This window comes from Tamlana crocina (genome assembly GCF_012037625.1).
The window spans coordinates 1-326 of sequence record NZ_JAAVJS010000656.1 but is presented as its reverse complement, the minus strand read 5'-3'; the positions used below and the strand labels follow the sequence as shown (position 1 = coordinate 326).

Genomic DNA, 326 nt, shown 5'->3' with positions numbered 1-326 from the left:
CGCTCGCCCAGATCTTTTCCATGCTGAAGCTTTTTACTGAAAACATTTTTGTCCCAGATATCCTCTTCCGGAACATCTTCGGAATAAAAAACCCATTTTTCCACCTGAAGGTTCTCCGTAACCTCCACGGTATGCTTCAGTAAATATTTATAGACATTTAAAGCCGATGTGTCACCTATACCTGCAGCCAGCCTTTTCTTCACCTTTCCTAATTCAGGATTTCGGGTAAAGATAAGTAAGAGCTCCTCTAAGCTATTCTCTTTAACTTTCTTCATTAGGTCACGCTTCCCTGGCAACTGCTTCCGGCACCTGCAGTACAGCCGTAG

At 43.6% G+C, this 326-nt stretch carries 1 protein-coding gene; it reads right to left on the bottom strand.

Annotated features, from left to right (window positions below; translation table 11 throughout):
* Positions 1 to 275: TIGR04282 family arsenosugar biosynthesis glycosyltransferase (locus HC176_RS18450; RefSeq protein WP_425338229.1), on the bottom strand; the 275-nt coding region annotated here is incomplete at its 3' end.
* Between the last annotated feature and the right edge of the window lie 51 nt (positions 276 to 326).